At 44.7% G+C, this 23,544-nt stretch carries 23 protein-coding genes; 20 read left to right on the top strand and 3 right to left on the bottom strand.

The window, feature by feature from the left end:
• Window positions 1-186: 186 nt before the first annotated feature.
• The 6 genes from BM210_RS16150 to gndA all read left to right on the top strand — a co-directional run bounded on the left by BM210_RS16150 (window position 187) and on the right by gndA (window position 7,357).
• A complete protein-coding gene (locus BM210_RS16150) occupies window positions 187-783 on the top strand; it encodes a hypothetical protein (protein WP_091170080.1) in 597 nt (198 codons plus the stop codon).
• Between the two features lie 142 nt (window positions 784-925).
• A complete protein-coding gene (locus tag BM210_RS16145) occupies window positions 926-1,939 on the top strand; it encodes a LacI family DNA-binding transcriptional regulator (protein ID WP_091170078.1) in 1,014 nt (337 codons plus the stop codon).
• A complete protein-coding gene (locus BM210_RS16140) occupies window positions 1,939-3,210 on the top strand; it encodes a nickel pincer cofactor-dependent isomerase, group 22 (protein ID WP_091170075.1) in 1,272 nt (423 codons plus the stop codon). The genes BM210_RS16145 and BM210_RS16140 overlap by 1 nt, the downstream gene beginning before the upstream one ends.
• A complete protein-coding gene (gntK, locus tag BM210_RS16135; RefSeq protein WP_091170073.1) occupies window positions 3,207-4,760 on the top strand; it encodes a gluconokinase in 1,554 nt (517 codons plus the stop codon). Before BM210_RS16140 ends, gntK begins: the two co-directional genes overlap by 4 nt.
• Before the next feature lie 111 nt (window positions 4,761-4,871).
• Entirely contained in the window at window positions 4,872-5,639 is a 768-nt protein-coding gene (locus BM210_RS16130) for an SDR family oxidoreductase (protein WP_091170070.1), read from the top strand.
• 305 nt (window positions 5,640-5,944) lie between these two features.
• The gene (gndA, locus tag BM210_RS16125; RefSeq protein WP_091170068.1) at window positions 5,945-7,357 is read left to right on the top strand and encodes an NADP-dependent phosphogluconate dehydrogenase; all 1,413 of its coding nucleotides are present in this window, start codon (window positions 5,945-5,947) and stop codon (window positions 7,355-7,357) included.
• Here gndA and BM210_RS16120 read toward each other — a convergent pair.
• Window positions 7,338-7,670: a hypothetical protein gene (locus tag BM210_RS16120; RefSeq protein WP_091170065.1), complete on the bottom strand. Its 333-nt coding sequence runs from the start codon at window positions 7,668-7,670 to the stop codon at window positions 7,338-7,340. The genes gndA and BM210_RS16120 overlap by 20 nt on opposite strands.
• A 78-nt stretch (window positions 7,671-7,748) precedes the next feature.
• On the opposite strand from BM210_RS16120, the gene BM210_RS16115 reads away from it, so the two are divergent.
• The 14 genes from BM210_RS16115 (at window position 7,749) to BM210_RS16050 (ending at window position 21,393) form a co-directional block, all read left to right on the top strand.
• Window positions 7,749-8,252, top strand: a complete 504-nt coding sequence (locus BM210_RS16115) for a shikimate kinase (RefSeq protein WP_091170062.1) — start codon at window positions 7,749-7,751, stop codon at window positions 8,250-8,252.
• Between the two features lie 201 nt (window positions 8,253-8,453).
• A complete protein-coding gene (gene aroA, locus BM210_RS16110; protein ID WP_091170059.1) occupies window positions 8,454-9,749 on the top strand; it encodes a 3-phosphoshikimate 1-carboxyvinyltransferase in 1,296 nt (431 codons plus the stop codon).
• A 27-nt stretch (window positions 9,750-9,776) separates the two neighbouring features.
• Entirely contained in the window at window positions 9,777-10,589 is an 813-nt protein-coding gene (locus BM210_RS16105) for a C39 family peptidase (protein WP_091170057.1), read from the top strand.
• 45 nt (window positions 10,590-10,634) lie between these two features.
• On the top strand, window positions 10,635-11,060 hold the full coding sequence (locus tag BM210_RS16100; protein WP_091170055.1) for a CoA-binding protein: 426 nt from the start codon (window positions 10,635-10,637) through the stop codon (window positions 11,058-11,060).
• Between the two features lie 2 nt (window positions 11,061-11,062).
• Window positions 11,063-11,716: a thiamine phosphate synthase gene (gene thiE / locus BM210_RS16095; protein WP_091170053.1), complete on the top strand. Its 654-nt coding sequence runs from the start codon at window positions 11,063-11,065 to the stop codon at window positions 11,714-11,716.
• A 209-nt stretch (window positions 11,717-11,925) separates the two neighbouring features.
• Window positions 11,926-12,687, top strand: a complete 762-nt coding sequence (locus BM210_RS16090; protein WP_091170050.1) for a hypothetical protein — start codon at window positions 11,926-11,928, stop codon at window positions 12,685-12,687.
• 132 nt (window positions 12,688-12,819) lie between these two features.
• Entirely contained in the window at window positions 12,820-14,712 is a 1,893-nt protein-coding gene (locus BM210_RS16085; RefSeq protein WP_091170305.1) for a glucose PTS transporter subunit IIA, read from the top strand.
• The gene (gene ptsP, locus BM210_RS16080) at window positions 14,705-16,438 is read left to right on the top strand and encodes a phosphoenolpyruvate--protein phosphotransferase (RefSeq protein WP_091170047.1); all 1,734 of its coding nucleotides are present in this window, start codon (window positions 14,705-14,707) and stop codon (window positions 16,436-16,438) included. The genes BM210_RS16085 and ptsP overlap by 8 nt, the downstream gene beginning before the upstream one ends.
• Before the next feature lie 52 nt (window positions 16,439-16,490).
• Window positions 16,491-17,027 (top strand): type 1 glutamine amidotransferase domain-containing protein, encoded by a 537-nt coding sequence (locus tag BM210_RS16075; RefSeq protein WP_091170046.1) that lies wholly within the window; start codon window positions 16,491-16,493, stop codon window positions 17,025-17,027.
• On the top strand, window positions 17,024-17,437 hold the full coding sequence (locus tag BM210_RS16070; protein ID WP_091170043.1) for a VanZ family protein: 414 nt from the start codon (window positions 17,024-17,026) through the stop codon (window positions 17,435-17,437). Before BM210_RS16075 ends, BM210_RS16070 begins: the two co-directional genes overlap by 4 nt.
• Window positions 17,438-17,559: 122 nt before the next feature.
• Window positions 17,560-17,949, top strand: coding sequence for a hypothetical protein (locus BM210_RS16065; RefSeq protein ID WP_256223661.1), 390 nt, complete (start codon window positions 17,560-17,562; stop codon window positions 17,947-17,949).
• 175 nt (window positions 17,950-18,124) lie between these two features.
• Complete coding sequence (ccpA, locus tag BM210_RS16060) at window positions 18,125-19,138, top strand: catabolite control protein A (protein ID WP_091170039.1); 1,014 nt, start codon at window positions 18,125-18,127, stop codon at window positions 19,136-19,138.
• Window positions 19,139-19,284: 146 nt separating this feature from the next.
• The gene (locus BM210_RS16055; protein WP_091170036.1) at window positions 19,285-19,986 is read left to right on the top strand and encodes a 5'-methylthioadenosine/adenosylhomocysteine nucleosidase; all 702 of its coding nucleotides are present in this window, start codon (window positions 19,285-19,287) and stop codon (window positions 19,984-19,986) included.
• A gap of 24 nt (window positions 19,987-20,010) precedes the next feature.
• On the top strand, window positions 20,011-21,393 hold the full coding sequence (locus tag BM210_RS16050; protein ID WP_091170034.1) for a glycine--tRNA ligase: 1,383 nt from the start codon (window positions 20,011-20,013) through the stop codon (window positions 21,391-21,393).
• Between the two features lie 160 nt (window positions 21,394-21,553).
• Here BM210_RS16050 and BM210_RS16045 read toward each other — a convergent pair whose 3' ends face one another.
• Window positions 21,554-22,732 (bottom strand): acetoin utilization protein AcuC, encoded by a 1,179-nt coding sequence (locus BM210_RS16045; protein WP_091170032.1) that lies wholly within the window; start codon window positions 22,730-22,732, stop codon window positions 21,554-21,556.
• A 27-nt stretch (window positions 22,733-22,759) separates the two neighbouring features.
• Window positions 22,760-23,395: a GNAT family N-acetyltransferase gene (locus BM210_RS16040; RefSeq protein ID WP_091170030.1), complete on the bottom strand. Its 636-nt coding sequence runs from the start codon at window positions 23,393-23,395 to the stop codon at window positions 22,760-22,762.
• Window positions 23,396-23,544: the final 149 nt, after the last annotated feature.

The following is a 23,544-nucleotide window of genomic DNA, read 5'->3' as shown; positions in this document are numbered from 1 at the left end:
AAATAACAATTAATTAATAAAGCAAGTTGCCAAAACATAAAATTCATAATAAAATAGCAATAAGTAACTGAATCTTCTGACTATTCATTCGAAAAATGGAGTAATCGTTTTGTCACTATTGGTTGTCGTCGATTGTGGCGCAACAAATTCACAATGAGTGCCAAGCATATATTGGAGGGGATTGCCGTGAGTAAGAGTCATGAAGTTGAATACTGCAACCTTGAGTTACGATTTGACCGTCGGCTAATCCGTAATTTCATTAAGGCGCTTATACAGGAAGGCTACTCATTGTATTGGAATGAAAGCGATCAGCAATTTATCGTATCGATTCGTACCGGCAGAAAGCTGGTAAAGCTGAAGTTCCAACGGCTGGGAGATCGCTATAAAATTGTTGGCAACTATTCTTTTAAGGATGAGAAGCTCGCTGAGTTGATGGAAAAAATGATTGGTGATACTCGCGGTCATGCAATCGTCAAACGTTTCAAGGACAGACAAATTTTGATTGAAAATATTATGTTTGGTGAAATTATCCGGATGGTAGAAATCTCGGGGGTGGAGCATAAAGTGCTATTCCAAAAGGAATCTGGAGTCACATTGGATGAAATGATGCAGGCGTTCCGATCTAAGCGTCTGGACGATCGTATCCCTGTTCTGCGTATGGAGCTCGATTACGAGCTTATGAGTCTGCAGGATGCGCTTCAAGCCAACGATTCGGAAGCCATTCATACTAGCAAAGAAAGGTTGTTGGAGCTAAGGCATGAAATGTTACAGCTGGAAATGTAAACAGTTTGACTAAATGGTCTGTGGAATTCTGCACAGGCCATTTTTCATGTATAAAAACAGCAAAAAGCGTATATACTGCGCAAAAATTGCTCGTTGTTAACGTGTGCAGCTATATGATATGATAAATTTTGAGGTGGTAGGATTGAGCGTTACAATCAAGGATATCGCCAAGCTGGCAGGCGTCTCTCATACAACAGTTTCCCGTGCTTTGAACGACAGTCCTTTAATTAATCAGGAAACCAAGGAGAAAATTAGACTGCTTGCGGCGGAATTGAATTATACACCAAATTACAACGCTAAAAGTCTTGTACTTGATCGATCCTACAATCTTGGATTGTTTTTTTCAACTTTACACACGGGTACATCGGCAGGTTTTTTATATGAGGCCATAAAAGGTGTTAACGATGTGATTCAAGATCGTTACAACTTGATCGTACGTGGAATCGACGACTATACCAGCTTTCATAAGGTTAATCGCAAAAGCTATGATGGGATTATCGTCATGAGTCAAAGCGCAACAGACCAATCTTTTATTGAATATGCTGCTGAACTTGAAATTCCACTCGTTGTGCTGAACCGCCAGATTGAGAATGTTCAGGTGATGAATATGGTACCTGATGACAAGCGAGGCGCTTATCTGATTGTGGAATATTTAATTACACAGGGCCATCGGCAAATCGCTATCATAGAGGGGAAGCAGAATTTTAAATCCACTCAAGCCCGCCGTGAAGGCTATCAGGAAGCGATGGAAGCGTATCAGGTGCCGCTAAGTGTGGACTATCAGCAACAAGGGAATTATGATCTAGAGAGCGGTCATATGGCCATGACCCAGCTGCTGCAGCTGGAAAATCGACCAACCGCCGTTTTTTGCTGCAATGATGATATGGCACTTGGTGCGATCAAAGCTATAACAGAGAAACAGCTGAGTGTTCCGGGCGATATCTCTGTAGTCGGCTTCGACGATCATATTTTTTCAGGCTTTATGACACCAGCGCTTACGACGGTACGTCGGCCCATTGAGCAAATTAGCAGAGAAGGCGCAGCCAAGCTGCTTTCTTTTATTGAATCGAAGCAGGTAGAAAAAGAAACGATTTTTTTTCATACGGAGCTCGTGATTCGGGAATCCGTGACCAACATTTCAGGAGGTATACAATAATGAGTATCTTAAGAGAAGTTCTCAAAGACATTCCGATTCCACAAATGGTGCGTATTCGTCAAAAATTCGATGGTACTAAGCTTGACAATTTGGAGGAATCCCTTAAGCTCGAGCTGCAAAAACCAGGTACGATCGACCGAATCAAACCTGGACAGCAGGTTGCTGTTGCCGTAGGGAGCCGTGGTGTTGCCAACGTTGATCTATTTACGAAAATTACAATTGATGCGATCAAAAAAGCGGGTGGACACCCCTTTATCGTACCTTGCATGGGCAGTCATGGTGGGGCAACTGCTGAAGGTCAGAAGGATGTTCTGCATCATTTGGGCGTTACAGAGGAATTAATGGGAGCACCGATCCGTTCTTCTATGGAGGTTATCAAGCTTGACGAGCTTCCAAACGGACTGCCTGTTTATGTGGATCAAATCGCTTCGACAGCAGACGCTATTGTTGTGATTAATCGGGTGAAGCCGCATACGGCTTTCCGCGGCAGAATTGAAAGCGGGATTATGAAAATGATCGCGATCGGACTAGGCAAGCAAAAGGGTGCGGAAGCCTGCCATCAGCTCGGATTTAAATATATGGCTGAAAATGTACCGGCTATGGCAACCATTATGATCGAAAAGCTGCCCATCGTGTTCGGTGTCGCACTTGTTGAGAATGCCTATGATCAAACCTGCCGCATTGAAGTGCTGCCTGCTGAGCAAATCGAAGCACGCGAGGAAGAATTGCTTAAGGAAGCAAAGGATAGACTTCCCAAAATTTTGTTCGATCAGGTCGATGTGCTGGTTATCGATTACATTGGCAAAAATATTAGTGGTGACGGAATGGACCCAAATATTACGGGAAGATATCCAACGCCTTATGCGCATGGCGGACCAGATGTATCCAAAATGGTTGTGCTTGATTTGACACCTGAGACCAAAGGAAATGCTAATGGTGTAGGAACTGCTGACTTTACGACACAACGTTTAGTCGATAAAATGGATTTGGCTGCAACTTTTGTTAATGGACTAACTTCAACAGTATGTGCACCGACCAAAATTTCGACTACGCTTGATAACGACTTTTATGCTATTAAGGCGGCTGTAAAAACGTGTAATATTCTTGACTATACCAAATGCCGTCTTATCCGAATTCAGGATACTCTGCACTTGGGTGAAATCGAAATTTCGGTCAATCTGTTGGAGGACGCCAAAAAGCATGCAGATATTGAGATTCTAAGCGAGCCTTACGATCTCCAATTTGACAGTGAAGGGAATTTGGTACAATGAGTTTGTCGTCACAAAAGCCTTACATCATAGCGGCCGATCTCGGGACAACAAGCGCCAAGACGTTGGTAATTGACCGGGAAGGCCGAGTGTTGGCTTCACATTCCGTAGAGTACCCGATGTACACACCGCGCCCGGACATGGCGGAGCAGGATCCCGATGAAATTTTTGCTGCGCTGTTAACTTCCATTCAGGCGGTAATTGCCAAGGCGCGGATTTTGCCAAGCCAGATCTTGTGTGTTTCGTTCAGCTCGGCTATGCATAGTTTGATTGCAGTCGATAGTGAACTAAATCTTTTAACACCTAACATTATTTGGGCTGATAATCGCAGTGTTGGTTATGTGAAGATACTGAACGAGCAGCTGGACGGGCATCAGATCTACATGAATACAGGCACACCCATTCACCCGATGTCCCCGCTGCTAAAGCTCATGTGGCTTAGGGACAATCAAAATGATGTATTTGAGAACGCTCATAAATTTATTGGCATTAAGGAATATATATTTGCAAAGCTGTTCGGCCAGTTTGTGGTCGATTATTCAATTGCGAGCACGACTGGTTTATTCAATTTACGTAAGCTGGATTGGGACGAGAAAGCCATGCAAGCCTGCGGAGTTCGCAGAGAGCAGCTTCCAGAGCCCGTATCTACAACGCATCATCTCGCTGGAATGAAGCAGCAATACGCTCAAGCTATGGGACTTCATGCAGATACGCCATTTGTTCTGGGTGCAGCTGATGGAGTGTTGGCAAATTTAGGGGTTGGGGCATTCGAAGAGGGTGTCTACGCCGTTACTATTGGTACGAGTGGTGCCGTGCGTGGCGTTGTGCGTGAGCCTATTACCGATCCGAAGGGACGGCTGTTTTGCTATGCGCTTAAAGAGGACTTCTGGGTCGTCGGTGGAGCGATTAACAACGGTGGAATTATGTTCCGTTGGGTACGTGATCAATTAGCTACTCTAGAAGCTGAGGAAGGTCGACGTCGAGGCCTAGACCCTTATGACTATTTGACATCGATTGCCGAGGAAGTCGCTGCAGGCTCAGACGGACTTATTTTCCTGCCGCTGCTTGCTGGAGAGCGGGCTCCTTACTGGAACGCAAACGCTCGAGGTGTATTTTTCGGACTCTCCTTGTATCACCAGAAAAAGCATATGATCCGCGCTGTTATGGAAGGTGTTATGTACCGTATCCAATCCGTGTTATCTGCGCTTGAGGAACTTTCAGGTCCTACCAAGGAAATTCGTGCTTCCGGCGGCTTTGCGCGGTCTAGCTTTTGGCTGCAAATGATGTCCGACGTAACGGGAAGCTCTGTCGTCGTACCTAATACAATTGAAAGCTCGGGACTTGGTGCTGCACAGCTGGGCTTACTTGCTATGGGCGAGATCAAAGATTTTTCCGTCGTTCATGACTGGATGCAGGTTCAACACAGACATACAGCCAATCAGGAGCACGTTGAGGTGTATCAGCAGTTGACAAGCATTTATACTCGTGTATATCATCAGCTGAAGGATGAGTTCGAAGCGATTGCGGCTTTCCAACATGCGCATACGAAGTAATCCGTTTTTGTAATGAAACGCTTTGAACTCCCGAAGAAGCTAGATCGGCTTCTACGATATTCAGAACCGTTTGTGACATATTAATCATCGACAAATTTGAGGAGGCTCATCATGAATTTATTTGATCTGACAGGAAAAACAGCGGTGGTAATCGGTGGAAACAGCACATTGGGCGGTGCTATGGCAGTAGCTCTTGGAGGTCATGGAGCGAATGTTGCTATTGTAGGCCGTAATCAGGAAAAATCCGAATTAATAAAGCAAAGTATTTTGGAAGTTGGCGGCAAAGCAGAAATTTATTCCGCTGATGCAACCCAAGTTGAGGACTTACAACAAGTACTAGCTGATGTATTAGCATGGACAGGCCGTGTGGATGTTTTAATGAATTGTCCAGGCAAGAACAGCCCAACCCCATTTTTTGATTTGAAAATGGAAGAATGGGACTCTATCATGGATGTTAACCTGAAAAGTGTCGTATTAGCGAGTCAAGTATTTGGAAAGCATATGGTTGATAAAGGCGAGGGCGGCAGCATCATCAATATCTCTTCGGCATCCTCACAAGTTCCATTATCGCGCGTGTTCACCTACTCGGCTTCCAAAGCGGCCGTTAACAGTGTAACCAAATTTCTTGCTCGTGAATTCGCACCTGCGAACGTTCGCGTGAATGCGATTATTCCAGGCTTTTTCCCAGCTGAACAAAACCGCAAGCTCTTGACTCCAGAACGTACGGCATCTATCATGGGCCATACACCGATGAATCGGTTTGGAGAAGCAGAAGAGCTGCAAGGCGCGGCTGTATTTTTGGCTTCCGATAAAGCTTCGAGCTTCGTAACAGGCTCACTTTTGACAGTTGATGGCGGGTTCACAGCAATGACGATCTAATAAAGGTTGTTAAAAAGTCGTCTTTTGATCACGAAGTCATACAAGAAGCCTACTCGGCATCGAATATTGCATTCAAGCTCGAAGTTGGTGCTCATTTAGGTTTGCCTAAAGCGTATGCGTATGAAGCAGCTTTCCTAAGGAAAGCTTGTAACTCCGCTCCTCCTTCTTCACCTTCATGCAATCTTCTCGGTGCTGAAAAGTCGACTTTTTGAACTCGTACTAATATTCTTTTGAATTTCATCGAGAAATGTTTATAATTACAAGTGAGTCGAAAAGAAACTATATGCAGGAGAGGGAGAAAACAGATGTCTAAACAGCAAGTTGGCGTAATCGGATTAGCAGTTATGGGTAAGAACCTGGCATTGAACATTGAGAGCAGAGGATTTACGGTTTCTGTGTACAATCGTTCCCGTGAGAAAACGGATGCCTTGATTGAGGAAGCAGCAGGCAAAAACCTGGTAGGTACATACAGCATCGAGGAATTCGTAGCTTCTCTGGAAACACCGCGTAAGGTACTTATCATGGTACAAGCAGGTGCTGGAACAGACGCAACAATCGATTCGCTTGTACCGCTTTTGGATAAAGGCGATATTATTATTGACGGCGGTAACGCTTATTTCCCAGATACACAGCGTAGAAATAAAGATCTGCAAGCACATGGTCTTCGCTTTATCGGTACTGGCGTTTCCGGTGGTGAAGAAGGCGCTTTGAAAGGTCCTTCGATCATGCCAGGTGGACAAAAAGACGCGTATGAGTTGGTTGAACCCATTCTAACTGCAATCTCAGCTAAAGTAGGCGGCGATCCTTGCTGCACATATATCGGACCAGACGGTGCCGGACATTATGTAAAAATGGTTCACAACGGAATTGAGTACGGCGACATGCAGTTAATCTGCGAAGCGTACCAACTGTTGAAAGATGTATTGAACGTTAGCACAGACGAGCTTTACGAAATCTTCTCCGAATGGAACAAAGGCGAGCTTGACAGCTACCTGATTGAAATCACTACAGACATCTTCACGAAAAAAGATCCGGAAACAGGCAAGCCTATGGTTGATGTGATTCTGGATTCCGCTGGTCAAAAAGGAACAGGTAAATGGACAAGCCAAAGCTCTCTGGACCTTGGTGTGCCATTGTCTATCATTACAGAATCCGTATTCTCGCGTTTCCTTTCCGCTATGAAACAAGAGCGCGTAGCTGCGAGTAAAGTATTGAACGGACCTAATGTATCCAAATATACTGGTGATCGCAAAGAGTTCATCGAAGCTGTTCGCAAAGCTCTATATGCAAGCAAAATTTGCTCATACGCACAAGGCTTCGCTCAAATGAGAGCTGCTTCTGTTGAATATAACTGGAGTCTGGATTACGGCAGTATTGCTATGATCTTCCGTGGTGGCTGCATCATTCGTGCCCGCTTCCTGCAAAACATCAAGGACGCATATGACCGCGATCCTGAATTGAAAAACCTGCTGCTTGACAGCTACTTCCAGGATGTTGTAAGCAACTATCAAGATGCTTGGAGAACTGTAATTTCAACTGCCGTAACTCGCGGTATCCCTGCACCAGCATTCGCTTCTGCCCTGGCTTATTACGATAGCTACCGTACAGAGCGTTTGCCTGCAAACCTGCTTCAGGCTCAAAGAGATTATTTCGGAGCGCATACCTTCCAGCGTCTGGATAAAGAGGGTTCATTCCACTTTAACTGGATGGAGAACTAGGAGAGACGGGAAGAGAGTGATCTGATAATAGATCGGATTGCAATCCATAAACGGCTTCAGCTATCCAGGTCTTAAGACGATCCGCTTCTTGGTCGAAACCGTTGCGCCGCTGAATCAGCATTAAAGAAATTTCTGCAAAATAATGAAAGTTTTGCAGTAAGCGTGGCTGAGAGAGCTCAAGTAATTGAGGGTTCTTCTCAGCCACCTTTTTTTTGATATATTCCAAAATCCACACGATATCGTCTTTACACAACAAATGAGCGGGATCGAGAATTTGTTGGATCTTTTGTTTGGATAGATCTGATTTCATCATAACACTCCTTAGCTTGGGGTGTAGTACCATTCATCTTATGACTTTGTCCAAGTTTCTATTCATGGTGGGGTGAGAATAATGATAGTAAAAAATGTAGTTTTGATAGGTTTTATGGGATCAGGAAAGTCGACTGTAGGCAAAGCGCTAGCGGAGCGGTTGGGCTGGGAGTTTGTTGACACGGACCAACGGATTGAAGAGAGACAAGGGATGACGATCAGCGATATGTTTGGTACGCTAGGGGAGACGGCTTTTCGTCTAGCCGAGAGTGAGACCCTTGATTTCGTTCTTGAGCAATCCTCTCAGGTCATATCTACAGGAGGCGGAGCTGTATTGGCGGAGCGTAATCGCCAGAGTATGAGGAAAGACGGCTATGTCGTTGCTCTGAAGGCCTCTGTAGAAACGATCATTGAGCGGGTTAGACATGACCAGAGCCGTCCCTTGGTGCAGGGTGATGTGGAAGAACGAGTTCATACTCTGTTGGAAACACGCAGGAATGCTTACGATTTCGCGGATCTTATTATTGATACGACAGGTGCTTCTGTCGAAGAAATTGTGGAACGGATTGCAGTCTCAATTTCCTGATGTCTATTCGAGATAAAGTTTGTCATCGTCCAATGCCAGATTTGATGTCATGTTGTGATCAATATAGAAGTGGAATATCGGCACCAACATGGGTGTCAATTTCACGGTTTGCAACCTCGTACCACTATGGTAAACTTAATCTAACTGCGTGTTGATCAAAGTCAACAGGAATTATTTGCTGAACAGGAGAGATACATATTCATGAAAGCTATTGTAAAGCCGACAAATCTATTAGAAGGTACAATAAATGCACTTTCCTCCAAAAACTATACGACCCGATATCTGTTAATTGGTGCTTTGGCGGAGGGGACAAGCACGATATATTACCCAGCACATAGTGAAGATAGTGATGCTATGCGGCGTTGTATTCGCGACCTGGGAGCTATCGTTGAAGAAGACGAAGAAAAGATGACGATTCGGGGTTTTGGTAAACATCCTCGTGATGTGTCAGAGTTGAATGTTGGTAATGCAGGAGCTGTACTTCGCTTTTTAATGTCTGTCGCCGCATTTTGTCCTGAAGTGACCTTTATTAATGCATACCCGGATTCTCTTGGCAAAAGACCGCATGATGATCTGATCGTAGCGCTTAAGGAAATGGGCGTAGAAGTAGAACATAACCAAGGCAAACTGCCTATTACGATTCGTAAAAATGAGCTGCATGGCGGCAAGATTCGGGTTTCTGGAAATGTAAGCTCGCAGTTTCTTAGCTCGCTGCTGTTTATGACACCGCTGCTTGATGAAGATAGTGAGATCGAAGTGCTTCACGATTTGAAGTCCAAGGTCATTGTTGGACAAACGCTTGAGGTGATTGCTCAAGCTGGTATCCATATTCAAGCATCCGATGATCTGATGCACTATACTATTCGTGGTGGCCAAAAATATGAGCCTCAAAAATACGTTGTCCAAGGTGATTATCCTGGATCTGCTGCTATATTGGCTGCCGCGGCAGTTACCAACTCCGATGTTAAGGTGCTCAGATTGGAGGAGAACAGTAAACAAGGTGAGAAGGCTGTTGTAGATGTTCTTCGTGCTATGGGCGTTCATCTGACACACGAGAACGGTGTTGTACATGTCAAAGGGAACCAGAAGTTGAAGGCTGGTGAGTTTGACGGCGATCATTTTACTGATGGTGTGTTGGCCATGGTGGCTGCTGCTGTGTTTGCTGAGGGGACATCCCGTTTTTACAATGTAGAAAATTTACGTTACAAAGAATGTGATCGTATCACTGATTTCGTAAATGAGCTGCGCAAAGCGGGTGCTGATGTAGAAGAAAGACAAAGCGAGATTATTATTCATGGTCGCCCTCAGGGAGTAACCGGAGGTGTTGAGATCAATGCACACTATGACCATCGTGTCATTATGGCTTTAACGATTGTGGGTCTACGTTCTGAGAAAGGACTTACGATCAACGATGCGCATCATGTAGCGAAATCATATCCTCATTATTTCGAGCATCTTAAATCCTTGGGTGCACAAATTGAGTTTGTTGAACAATAAATATTCTAAACAAGTGGGTTGATGGTCATGCCTGTACTTTGGAAAGGAATCCAAGTTACATTCGGCTTTTTTCTCATACTGGGTCTCCTTTTTGCCAGCGGTGTTTTTGCGATGCTGCTGTACGCCAAAATTACCGGACAGGGCTGGTTCAGCGAATCTTCGACTATTGCCTATGCGGATACTTTGGGCACCAGGCAGCCCATCATCATAACCGCTGCACCTCCGCCCCCGGTTCCTTTAGCACCATCGGCTATGCTGAAGGCTCCAGCCATCCGTCAACATCCTGAGCTTCCATCGGGCTGTGAAGTCACAAGTCTGACGATGATGGTTCAATATTATGGAGTTGCCAAGAGCAAGATGGAGATGGCATCCGAAATGAAACGGGATAAGACGCCGTTAAAGCGAAATAAGGATGGTTCAATTGCTTATTGGGGAAATCCTAATTTGGGCTTTGTTGGGGAGGTTACCGGTTCTGCCAAAGGTTTTGGTATTTATCATGGAGCATTGTTAGAATTACAAAAGCAATATATTCCGACCGCTATTGATTTAACGAAGCAACCCTTCGACATGCTTGAACAGCAGCTTCGTGACGGCATTCCTTCGATTGTTTGGACCACGATTAATTTTCAAGTGCCGGATAATTGGGTAATTTGGGATACACCGATAGGACCGATTCAAACGACCTTTATGGAGCATGCGGTATTGCTTGTAGGGTTTGATGAGCAGAATGTATATGTGAATGATCCCTCTACCGGAAAGAGCAATGTCAAAATTGATAAAGCACAATTTCTCGAAACCTGGGAAGCCATGGGACATCAAGCTTTGAGCTATAAGCTGTAAAAACCAAGCAACACCAAATTGTCTCTACAAGGAGCTGATCACGGTATGGTGTTTGATAATCCTGCAAGAGATCGTATTAAGGAACTGCTAAAAAATGCCGGTAATGTGGCGGTCGTAGGCCTATCGGATAAGCCGGATCGTACCTCGTATATGGTAGCAGAAGCCATGCAGAATAAAGGCTACCGCATCATACCGGTCAATCCCAATGCCACGCATATCCTTGGAGAGGTATGTTATCCTTCCCTTTCCGATATCCCTGAGCCCGTTGATATTGTCAATGTGTTTAGGCGCAGTGACCAGGTTGTTCCTGTAGCTGAAGAAGCGGTGAAGATCAATGCCAAGGTATTCTGGCTTCAATTAGGCATCTTTAATGAGGAAGCGGCACAAATTGCCAAGAGCGGTGGACTTGAAGTCATTATGGACCGTTGCATTAAGGTTGAAGATGCTATATTACTGCCTGGAGGGAAATAACGGTGTTTCAGAATCGTTTGTCACATGATTTACAAGTTTATCTGGTTATGGGTCTGAATGGCTTTGGAGAACGTACCGCGCTTGAGATTGCTCAGGAGGCATTGGCCGATGGAGTGACGATGATTCAACTCAGAGAAAAAAAAGCACCGCTAAAGCAAGTTTTGGAGCAGGGAGCGGAGTTGCAGGCTTTGTGCCGACAATACAACGTTCCATTCATTGTTAATGATCGGATCGATGTTGCCCTGCTGCTTGATGCAGATGGTGTTCATGTGGGTCAGGATGATATTCCAGGTTTGGAAGCACGCCGCTTATTGGGCTCTGACAAAATTATCGGAATATCTGCGGGAACGATGGAAGAAGCGGAATGGGCAATGTCTAATGGGGCGGATTATATTGGTGTTGGCCCTATCTATTCAACTTCAACCAAGCTGGATGCTGGTCGTGCTATCGGTGGAGATTTAATTCGGGAAATTGCAGCCCGATGGTCCATCCCTATCGTAGGGATTGGCGGTATTGACCAAACTAACGCTGTAGAAGTGCTCCAAGCTGGTGCTAACGGAATTGCAGTAGTATCTGCGATTTATAACCATCCACAACCAGGCTATGCGGCAAACACCCTTCTACGTTTGGTACGGGAGTTTTCTGATAGAGCTTAATCAGCAAAAGGATTGAGATCCAATATAAGCACAACAAAAAGGTGAGAACAATTTATGTTCTTGCCTTTTTGTTGTGCTTGAGCATTATATTCCAGCAGCTTCCATTCATAAAGGTGATCAACCCAAGAGACAATATAAAAAGCTTCTGGAATAGCAGGGCTTAGTCCTTATGGTTCCGGAAGACTTGTGGTTTCTAGGAGGAATTGTACATGTATCAAAACAATCAGCAAAACGCATATCAAAATCAATTCGGTGCATCTAACGCAGGCTCTCAATATCGTGGAATTGAGACCAAATACCAGCCGATTGGGAACGTGCAATCTCAATATAATCAATCGCTCGGCTTGGGTAATGCAAACAATTTTCAAAATAGCAATTCCTATAACAACCAATATGCAAACAATCGTTCACAAGGCCAGGATGAATTCCATACGACGAATTATCGCGGCAATCAGCAGGGGCATGATGCTTATTTAAGATCGGATTCCACACAAACCGCACAAAGCCAATTCGGTATGGGGACAGGTTACAACAATCAGGCATCATATGGAAATATGAACAACAATGCATTGTATGGTTATCAAAACCAGTATTCGTCAAATCAAACCCAAAGCCCGGATTCGTTTCATACTTCCAGCTACGTGGGAAATCAACAAGGACATGATGCGTATCTGAGATCGGATTCTACACAAACTGCACAAAGTCAATATGGCATCGGAGCAAACTCTGGCATCAATTCCTACAATATGGGAAACAGCAGTCAATACTCCAATCAACAAAACAATCAATACCAGAATCAGAACCAGCAAAATCAAGCTTATAATCAATCTCAAAATCCACAGTCCTACCACACAACAAACTATCGAGGCAATCAGCAAGGTCACGATGCCTATTTGAGATCAGATTCTACACAACCGGCACAAAGCCAATATAGTCAATCCAGCAACTCGTTTAATCGTTACCAATTCTAACTTGAGCTTCACGGGAGCGGGCCTATGGCCCGCTTTTCCTTACCTTTCAGGACTTGTTCTTATGTGGTTCCTTTGTTTGACAAAATCAGGCTTTACCTTTACCATCGAAATAGAAAGGAGGGGATGGTCAGCTTGAACTTGATGGGTAGTTTGCAGCAGTTAGGCCGGTCATTAATGCTTCCGACCATGATTCTTCCCGTTGCTGCTATTTTGTTATGGCTCGGAGCATTGCCTTGGCAAGAAATACATATGTCTCAGTTTGGCGAAATTTTGTTGTTCAGCGGCAATACCATCTTCACGTTTCTTCCCATGATCTTTGCTGTTGGCGTTGCTCTTGGATTAACGGAAAGTGCCGGTATCGCAGGAATGTCAGCGCTAATTGGACATTTGATGTTTATACAGGCTACCCGACATTACTTAGGCGCGGAATTTCATCTTGGCGTCCCTGGAGGTATTTTAATCGGTCTCATTGCTGCGATTTTGTTTCATCGCTGCAAAAATATTCAGCTTCCGGAATCGATACAATTTTTCGGTGGACCTAGAATGGTTCCACTATTGATGGGTCTTGCTATTTTTATACTTAGCTTGATAACCATTGAGGTGGGTCCATATATGGAAACCTTCATGGAATGGCTATCCACTGCGATTATCGGGCTGGGGGGCTTTGGTACGTTTGTAAACGGAGTTATCCACCGATTACTGGTGCCCTCAGGCTTGCATCATGTGTTTAACAACTTCTTTTGGTTTCAACTCGGTGCCTTTGAGAAGCCAAGTGGCGAAATGGTTTTTGGAGATTTGCCGCGATATTTCGCAGGTGATCCTAATGCGGGTGCTTACATGGCTGGATTATATCCCATCATGATGTTTGCGCTGCCAGCTATCGCTTTGGCAATTATTCAGGAAGCTCGTGAGGATCTTAAGCCCAAAATCCGCGCAACTTTTCTGACCGCTGCTCTAGCATCGTTTTTGACAGGCGTCACAGAACCGATAGAATTTGCTTTTTTGTTTGTGGCGCCCTACTTATTCGTGATTCACGCAATTCTTTCCGGTCTTTCCATGTGGATTGCAAATGCCTTACACATCCATCACGGCTTTTCTTATTCGGCAGGTGCAATCGATTATATTATCAATTTTCATTTGTCGCATAATGGCTGGATGCTGATACCGATTGGTATCGCCTATGGTTTACTTTACTATTTCTTGTTTCGTTGGGCCATTCGGCGCTTCAGAATTCCTACACCCGGAAGGGAAGAGGGCTCACAGCTGGAAGAGTGGGCAGGTGATATCCCTTACCGGTCTCCACTAATCCTGCAGTCTCTTGGCGGCAAAGACAATATCAAGAATATTGAAGCCTGCATAACAAGGCTCAGACTTACGCTAACCAATGATCGCCTATTGGACATTGCTGCGTTGAAGCATTTAGGAGCGGCAGGCGTGATTCGATTAGGTGGAGGGAATGTGCAGGTTGTATTCGGTACGTATTCCGAGTTAATTCGTGAGGAAATCAAAAAGCTTATGCGCAAGGATATTCAGCAAGTACTATTCAACGCGCCTATGCAAGGACAGATGATTCCGCTCGAGGAAGTACCGGATCAGATTTTTTCTGGCAAGCTGGTCGGAAATGGTGTAGCTTTTATGCCGGAAAAAGGGGAATTGGTTGCTCCTGTAGCTGGTAAAATTATTATTTTATACCCATCGCTGCACGCAATCGGCATTGAGACTGATGAAGGTCTTGAGGTTTTGCTTCATATTGGCATCGATACTGCACAGCTGCAGGGCAAGTGGTTTACAGCGTTTATCAAGGAAGGCGATAGGGTGGAGGTGGGCCAATTGCTGGTGAAGTTTAATCTGCAAAAGGTGAAAAAAAACTGCAAATCGCTCGCAACTCCTATGCTGATCACGAATGTGGACAAGGTCAAGTCATGGAGCTTCGCGCCTTATAAAGCAGTAAAAAAGGGACAGGCATCAGTCATGTCTGTTGTCATGAAAGAGCCGAGCATAACAGGGGGGAACGCTCATGGTTGAGGGGATCGGAGCTGCATCTGGTATAGCGATGGGGAAAGCTTTTGTCATACCGACCTGGGAATGGGACTTCCCTGAAAAGCTGATCGATGTCAAGGACTTGGCATTTGAATTTGAACGGCTGTATGATGGAATTCGGAACTCAAAAGATGAAATCGAATGTATTAAACAGGAATTTGTTACAGTACTGGGGGATGATAAGACCTCAATCTTTGATGCGCATTTGGCCATTCTGGAAGATCCAATTTTTATGAATGAGGTTCAAGGTATTATGCAGCGTCAATATAAAGCGGCTGAGGTGGCGGTTAAAGAAGCCATTGAGAAGTTTGTCAATATGTTTGACCTGCTGGATGATCAATATATGAAGGAAAGGGCTCTGGACATCAAGGATGTTGGAAACCGGCTGTTAAAGCATTTACTTGGTGCTCTGGAAGAAACGATCCCGCCGAAGGAACAGCCTTACATTGTAGTCGCCAAAGAGCTCTCTCCATCGGAAATGGTGCATCTGGATACAGCTAATGCTTTGGGGCTTGTTACGATGCTGGGTGGACAAACCTCTCATGTTTCCATTATGGCTCGTGCAATGGGAATTCCTTATGTACTGGGTCTGGAGGGTAAGCTGACAACTCCAATCCAGAATGGAGACTTTCTTATTATTGACGGTGATGAGGGACAGGTATACATCAATCCTTCGGAAGAGCTGATTGAAAAATACAAAATACGCAAATCGAATTGGCTCAAAATACGAGATAAGCTGCAGGTGCTTGCCCATATCCCGACTCAAACTGAGGACGGAGTAGCCGTCCAGCTGGCAGCCAATATCAGTACAGTAAAAGAGTTGGATCAGGTGTTGAACAATGGAGCTTCCGGAGTAGGGTTGTTCCGTACAGAGTTTTTGTATATGGATCGGGACACTCTGCCACTTGAAGAAGAGCAGTTCGGGGTATATAAGCAGGTTGCTGAGAAACTCGGCGGCAAGCGTGTTGTCATCCGAACACTTGATATCGGGGGAGATAAAAGCCTTGATTATTTTGCACTTCCGGAGGAGGACAATCCCGCTCTTGGCTATCGGGCTATCCGAATTTCGTTGGACCGTATCGATTTGTTCAAAACGCAGCTGCGTGCCATATTACGTGCCAGCTTCTACGGAAATGTGAAAATTTTGTATCCAATGATTTCATCTATCGAGGAATTGGATAAAGCGAACGCAGTGCTGGAATTAGCCAAGGAAGAGCTGCGGGCAGAGCAGATCCCGTTTCAGGAGCATATTGAAATAGGAATTATGATTGAAGTTCCTGCCGCCGTTGTTATTGCGGATTTGCTAGCACAGAAAGTGAATTTCTTTAGTATCGGAACAAACGATCTTGTGCAATATGTACTGGCTGTGGATCGAATGAACGAGACCGTAGCCCACTTATATAATCCCTTTCACCCAGCTGTATTGCGCATGCTAAAGAGCACGGTTGAAGCTGCCAAATCGGCTAATATCCACGTCAGCGTATGTGGTGAGATGGCTGGAGATATTCGGGCACTTCCCATTTGGCTTGGGCTAGATATTAAGGAATTGAGTATGTCGATCCAGTCGATATTAAGAGTTAAAAATAGTCTGCTGCAAAGCCACTTCAATCAAAGCTCGAACATCTGGGAAGAATTGCTTCGATGCAGCACCAGTACGGCCGTAGTTGAGTTGTTAAACGAGCACTTACATGAGGATGTAATTGCCAAGTAATTATAATGTTGAAATATGGATATACATAAGAAAATCTTGGAGGGATCGCGTAATGAATTTACAAGGATATAAAGTGCTTGCTTTTGTAGATGAGGAATTTGAAGATTTGGAAATGTGGTATCCTGTATTACGGCTTCGCGAAGCAGGGGCTGAGGTGCATCTTGCTGGACCAGCCGCTAAACAAGTATTTCACGGCAAGTATGGAGTTCCTATGACAACTGAATATGCTTTCAATGAGGTTCAATCTCAAGATTATATCGGACTCTATGTACCAGGTGGCTGGGCGCCTGACAAGCTTCGTCGCTATGCTGACGTTCTGAGATTGACTCGTGAGTTTCACGAGGCAGTGAAACCAATTGCCCATATATGCCATGCTGGTTGGGTACTTGCGTCCGCTAAAATATGTGAAGGATATACAATGACATCGACGCCAGGCATCAAGGACGATCTGGAGAATGCCGGAGCAATCTGGGTTGATGAGGAGGTTGTGGTTGACCGTAATATCGTTTCAGGTCGGAGACCACCTGATCTCCCTGCATTTATGAGAACCTATATCGAGGTTCTTGCCGAATATACTTCTAAGATATGAGAATCGTTACTCGCTTACTGCCTGCTGTTCTCTGGATGGGTGCTATCTTTTATTTATCCGCAAGAACAGGGGATGATATGGGTGGCTGGCTTATCCAGTTTCAGCGTTTTATTCCTTTTATGGAAGGCTTGGATTGGGGACACTTTCTAGCTTATTTTATTTTGTCCATAACCTATGCCTGGGCTTTTGGAAAACATAAGCTGAACTGGGGTCATAAATGCATAGTCGTATTGTTATGTACGCTGTATGGCATTACGGATGAGTTTCACCAATCATTTGTACCAGGCCGTGCACCGGATGTGATGGATATTCGAAATGATGCAATCGGAGCTGCTTTGGCTATGCTTTTCATATCCATTCCGATCATTAAAGTTCCGTTTGATAGATGGAAAGGTGCTAAATATTACTAGCCTGAATCGAGAAGGATTTTACCTCTGGAAGTAGAATAATTCTAGAAGGTCATAACAGCGTAAGGTCCTGAGCGATGAAGGAGTGGTATGAGTTGCATAAGTATTGTAAATGTGGCAGCCCGATGAACATAAAGCTGCGTACTGTCATTTATAAAAACAAAGTAGAGATTGAGAATGTTCCTGTTTTTTCTTGTGAAGATTGTCGCCGAAGCGAAGTGCTTGCTGAGGTGAAGGGTGAGTTGACGGGTGTGATTGGAAAGCTGGAAAAGACGACGGACAAGCAGCTTATTCAATTTAACGATATCAGCGAAATTGCACATTTAATGTTTAAAGTGACAGAGAAACAGTACGCGGCAGAACCGGTTGAAAAAATAGTAGAAGAGCGTATCAATGAATTGCTGGACCTGCTGCTGCTCGCTCAATCTTTAAAGGATGAGCCCTGGGCAGAGGATGTTCGCAAGCGGTTGGAACAAATATCCAAACAATCTCTATCTCTGAATGATTCTCCATAAATAACATGAATTGTGAAGCCGACTGCAGTGCAGTTGGCTTTTTTTGTGTTTTTTTGTTACTATAAATGAAAGAAATCGTTCCTTTCATTGCGAAAAACCGTATTTTGTCGTATGATAAAATCTAATAAGTAACGCACGCTGTTTTAATACACTTTACATACTGGAGAGAATGTCCGTGACTGTAACCATTTATGATGTAGCCAGAGAAGCAGGCGTTTCCATGGCAACCGTTTCTAGGGTTGTAAATAACAATCCTAACGTGAAGCCGCAAACGCGCAAGAAGGTATTTGAAGCCATCGAACGTCTTGGTTACCGCCCGAATGCCGTAGCCAGAGGACTCGCCAGCAAAAAAACAACCACTGTTGGTGTTGTAATTCCCGATATTTCCAACACTATTTTTTCAGAGCTTGCTAGAGGTATTGAAGATATTGCGAACATGTATCACTATAACATCATATTGTGTAATGCGGATAAGAAGAAGGATAAGGAAATACGCGTAATCAATACACTATTGGAGAAGCAGGTTGACGGTTTGCTCTTTATGGGCGGGGCTGTAACGGACGAGCATCTTCAAGCATTCAAAACATCGTCGGTTCCAATCGTATTATGTGCCACTAAGGATGACAATAATGCATTTGCTTCTGTAGACATTAATCATGAGCAGGCTGCTTTTGACGCAGTAGAGTTATTGATTCAGAATGGGCACCGCAACATTGCCATGATCTCTGGAACGCTTCAGGATCCTGCTAACGGATTTGCTCGTTACCAAGGATATAAGAGGGCACTAGAGGCGGCTAATATTCCGTTGCGTGAGGATTATGTAAGAATAGGAAATTATCGTTATGAGTCCGGCTTGGAAGTTGCCAAACATTTTCTGGAGCTAAATGAGCGTCCAACGGCAATCTTTGCGGCAACGGATGAAATGGCTATTGGTGCTATGCACACTTTACAGGACAATGGTTTACGAGTGCCGGAAGATATATCCGTCATTAGTGTAGATAACATTCGCATGGCTTCAATGGTAAGGCCGCAGTTAACGACGGTGGCAATGCCTATGTACGATATTGGTGCCGTGTCCATGAGACTGTTAACCAAACTGATGAATAAAGAGACCAAGGATGCTTCGGAACTCATGCAGGTTATTTTACCTCATGAGCTTATTCATAGAAATTCGGTGGCTCATCTCTAATATGAGCCTCTTTCTTTTTATGGGGATTAGTGAGTTCAATGAATAAGCGTTGCTGCTCCGGGAACTAAGACGGGAAGCTTGGCTTTACCGGAACCATACAAGTTACTGCCAGGTTAACGGCAATACTTTTTTAGGAGGATACCTGCTTGTCTTATGGGAAAATTGGCATTATAGGCGCAATGAAAGAAGAAATTGCATTATTTTTGGAGCATATGGAGCAGGTTGAGACTACAGAGAAAGCCCATATTCAATTTCTGGAGGGGCTCTTTCATAACCAACGAGTCGTGCTCTGCAAATCGGGTGTTGGCAAGGTCAATGCTGCTGTGACCACTCAGATATTGATTGATACGTATGGAGTCGATTCGATTATTTTCACAGGAGTTGCAGGGGCTGTTCATCCGGAATTAAATGTTGGAGATATCGTCATTTCATCAGAGTTGATGCAGCATGATATGGATGTTACTGCATTGGGATTTCCCCGTGGAACGATTCCATATGAAGAAAGCTCCTTGTTTGTATCGGATGAACGTCTCAAGAAAGCAGCCTTGGATGCTAGCAACGAGCTGTTTCCAGGACGTGCTCTAGTAGGCAGAGTGTTGTCAGGTGATCAGTTTATCGCCAGCCGAGACACCGTTGCCAAGCTTTATAGTGAGCTGCAGGGGGCGTGTACAGAAATGGAAGGCGCCGCCGTTGCGCAGGTATGTGCAATGAACAGCATCCCGCAGGTCGTGATCCGTTCGATGTCGGATAAAGCCGATGGATCGGCAGAAGTGAATTTTGCACAATTTACGGTGCAGGCATCTGAGAATTCATACCGAATTGTCGATCATATGCTGAAGCATTTGTAATCATATTGAAGGAGAGAACGAATCATGACAGTTAGCATGGATCAGGTTGTAGCATTAGCTAAGCATAGAGGTTTTATTTTTCCGGGATCAGAGATATATGGTGGATTAGCTAACACTTGGGATTACGGCCCATTAGGTGTTGAATTGAAAAATAACATTAAAAAAGCTTGGTGGAAAAAGTTTATTCAAGAGTCTCCATTCAACGTTGGTTTGGATGCGGCTATTCTGATGAATCCACAAGCATGGGTGGCATCAGGTCATGTGGGCAACTTTAATGATCCTATGATCGACTGTAAACAATGTAAATCACGCCATCGCGCGGATAAAATTATTGAAAATGCATTAGATGCAAAAGGGATTGAAATGGTTGTAGACGGTTTGTCTTTCGATCAGATGGCTGCTTTGATGGTCGAGCACCATATTGTATGTCCCGATTGCGGAGCTTTTGATTACACGGAAATCCGTCAGTTCAACCTGATGTTCAAAACATTCCAGGGTGTAACCGAAGCCAGCTCGAACGTTGTCTACATGCGTCCTGAAACTGCACAAGGTATCTTCGTTAATTTCAAAAACGTACAGCGTACGATGAGAAAGAAGCTGCCGTTTGGTATCGGACAAATCGGTAAAAGCTTCCGTAATGAAATTACACCAGGCAATTTTACATTCCGTACCCGTGAGTTTGAGCAAATGGAGCTTGAATTTTTCTGTAAGCCTGGCGAAGATATGCAATGGTTTGAATACTGGAGAAGCTACTGTTTCCAATGGCTGCTTAATCTTGGCCTTAACGAAAACAACATCCGTATGAGAGATCATTCTGATGATGAGCTGTCCCATTACAGTAATGCAACGTCAGATATCGAGTTTAAATTTCCGTTTGGATGGGGAGAGCTGTGGGGGATTGCAGACCGTACAGATTACGATCTGAAGCAGCATATGCAGCACTCGGGCGAGGATTTTAATTATATCGACCAAGAGAGCAGTGACCGCTATGTACCTTATTGTATCGAGCCGTCGCTTGGTGCTGACCGAGTCACCTTGGCATTTTTGATTGATGCTTACGAAGAGCAGCAGCTTGAAGGCGATGACAGCCGGACTGTACTGCGTTTCCATCCTGCTCTTGCACCGATTAAGGCTGCTGTGTTCCCATTGTCCAAAAAGCTCTCAGAGGGTGCACAGAAAGTGTTTGGCGACCTTTCCAAACATTTCATGGTTGATTATGATGAAGCAGGATCAATTGGCAAAAGATATCGTCGTCACGATGAGATTGGGACACCATTCTGCATTACCTACGACTTTGACTCTGAGCAGGATGGTCAAGTGACTGTACGTCACCGCGATTCCATGGAACAAACGAGAATGCCGATCAGCGAGCTGAAGGCGTTTATTGAGGAAAAAATCCAGTTTTAAAGGATACGAATACAATGAAGTACAAAAGCCCGCTTCCATGTTTTATGGAAGGCGGGCTTATTTGTCTAAATAAACAAGGAAGCTACAAGATAGGATTCGCTCTAAACTTCACCAATCAGAAGAGTCGTTAACGATGATGACAGACTCAGCATACTCTTGATCAAGGCAAATAAAGCGCAGCTATTTCTTTAATATGACGGTTTTTTAATGTGATTTCTTGACGACGAGGCATGGGATCCCACTCATCTGTTGAATCAAGCCAAGTAGTCGGCAGTTCGACTGGGCACTCGTTTTGCCATTGCGTGAGCCATGCTGAAGGCAGCCCCAATGCGGGGTCCAGCTCAATCTGCTTAATCAGCGGATGGTCGTTCATTTCGAGCCAGAGAAGGCTCCACGCGCGTGGAACGACCCGCCAGATGTCATAGCCGCCACCGCCAAGAGCTACCCAACGCCCCTTACAATATTGATGGGCAAGCTGATGGATCAGCCGCGGCATTGCTTTATAAATGTTCATGCTGCAATGGATGTGGGACAAGGGATCATAAGCATGGGCATCACAGCCATGCTGGGACACAATTAAGTCGGGCTTGAAATGATCGATAGCCTTGTTAAGAACCTCATCCAGACATTCCAGCCAAGAGGCATCCTCGGTATAAGGCTCAACGGGTATATTAATACAGGTTCCGAAGGCAATGCCTTCGCCTCTTTCATTAACAGCTCCAGTCCCGGGAAACAAATATTTTCCGGTTTCATGAATAGATACGGTGCAAACGTCCGGGTCGGTGTAAAAGCTCCACTGTACGCCATCTCCGTGATGAACATCCGTATCTATATATAGCACACGGGCGCCATATTTTTTCTTCGCATACTCAATCGCTACGGAAGCATCGTTGTACACACAGAAGCCGGCACCCTTGTTAGATAATGCATGATGGAGTCCACCTCCCAAGTGCAGGGCATGCTCCGAGCGACCGCTCATCACTGTATCGACAGCCAGCAAGGAGCCTCCGACCACGGTGGAGGTTATGGTATGCATACCTCGAAAAAAAGGTGTGTCCTCCGTATCAAGTCCGTATCGGCTCGCCTGTTTAATAGCCTCCGCATTCGGCACATCCTCACTCAGTAATTTTACTTCGTCTATGTAGTCAGCGCTGTGTACGGCTAACAACTGTTCGTCGAGGGCTGCGGAAGGTGATAATATCGTTTGTTTCGGCAGCGTATCCAGACTGCGGAGCAAGTCAACTGTCAGCATCAGCCGCTTTGGATTGAAGGGATGATCCTCATTAAAGCGATATTCCGTTTCACTTTCATCATAAATAAAAATAGCTGGATTCGTCATCATTTACGCCCCCGGGTATGGATACAATCAGTACATAAAACGTTGTTGAAATCGGACACGATCGAACTGCTCGACAGATGCTAGAGGCACCAGTTTACCTACTCGGACCATCAAACAGTTTGCGGGGTGTGAGCATATTTCTGGATCATCTGTTGCAAACCAGACCATATTTACACTCTGCATCAGCTTTTCCATCATTTTACGGTAATCCCACACATTCAACCCGCTTTTTTCCAAGTCCCAGTGCCAATAATATTCAGTAGTAAACGTAATGACATTTTCCAGCTGCCCATCCTCGAAGGCAAGACGGATCATACGTTTTCCGAGTCCAAGCCCGCGATAATCATCCGCGACCTCGATAGCTCCCAATTCTACTAAATCCTCCATATGACCTTGCGACCAGCGTTCCATTTCGTCTGCATAATGAAAGGTTACATAACCAATGATCAGATCTTCAATCCTGGATACGATGATTCGGCCTTCTGGAAGCTCAGCGATTTCAACCAGAGCAATGAACTGCTCAGGAGGGCGCCGAAACGCATCCAGATCGGGATGCATCCGGTATTGAGCTAATTGTTCAGGTGGAACAGGGCCTTCAACAACAATTGAAGAAGAATTGCTGCTTGAAACAAGCTGCGAATGGTATATTTTTATATGCTGCATGCCGTTCTTCTCCTTTCAGAGGATAAAGCGAGATTCATAGGGTACCATATCGCAGATTATAGCATGTGCGCTAACTTCTTGGAAGTCGTCTGGTTCAGCATAAAAGGTTCGAGAAGGATATCCAAAATTAATGTGCAAGAAGAGTTAGT

Source organism: Paenibacillus sp. 1_12 (genome assembly GCF_900114475.1).
Lineage (GTDB): Bacteria > Bacillota > Bacilli > Paenibacillales > NBRC-103111 > Paenibacillus_S.
This window is presented reverse-complemented; position numbering and strand designations above follow the sequence as displayed.